The following is a 354-nucleotide window of genomic DNA, read 5'->3' on the forward strand; positions in this document are numbered from 1 at the left end:
AGCCAGAGTAAACTTTATGAGCTAATCAAACACTTTATTGGAGAGTTTGATCCTGGCTCAGGACGAACGCTGGCGGCGTGCCTAATACATGCAAGTCGAGCGAATCATTGGGAGCTTGCTCCCTTTGGTTAGCGGCGGACGGGTGAGTAACACGTGGGCAACCTGCCTATAAGACTGGGATAACTTCGGGAAACCGGAGCTAATACCGGATAATCCTTTTCCTCTCATGAGGAAAAGCTGAAAGACGGTGCAAGCTGTCACTTATAGATGGGCCCGCGGCGCATTAGCTAGTTGGTGAGGTAATGGCTCACCAAGGCGACGATGCGTAGCCGACCTGAGAGGGTGATCGGCCAC

General features: G+C 52.3%; 1 rRNA gene. It reads left to right on the forward strand.

Going from position 1 to position 354, the window contains the following annotated elements:
- Positions 1 to 34 precede the first annotated feature (34 nt).
- Positions 35 to 354: ribosomal RNA gene (locus LRP83_RS23150) — 16S ribosomal RNA — on the forward strand; the annotation flags it as partial.

This window comes from Pseudoneobacillus rhizosphaerae (genome assembly GCF_917563885.1).
Classification (GTDB): Bacteria; Bacillota; Bacilli; order Bacillales; family Cytobacillaceae; genus Pseudoneobacillus; species Pseudoneobacillus rhizosphaerae.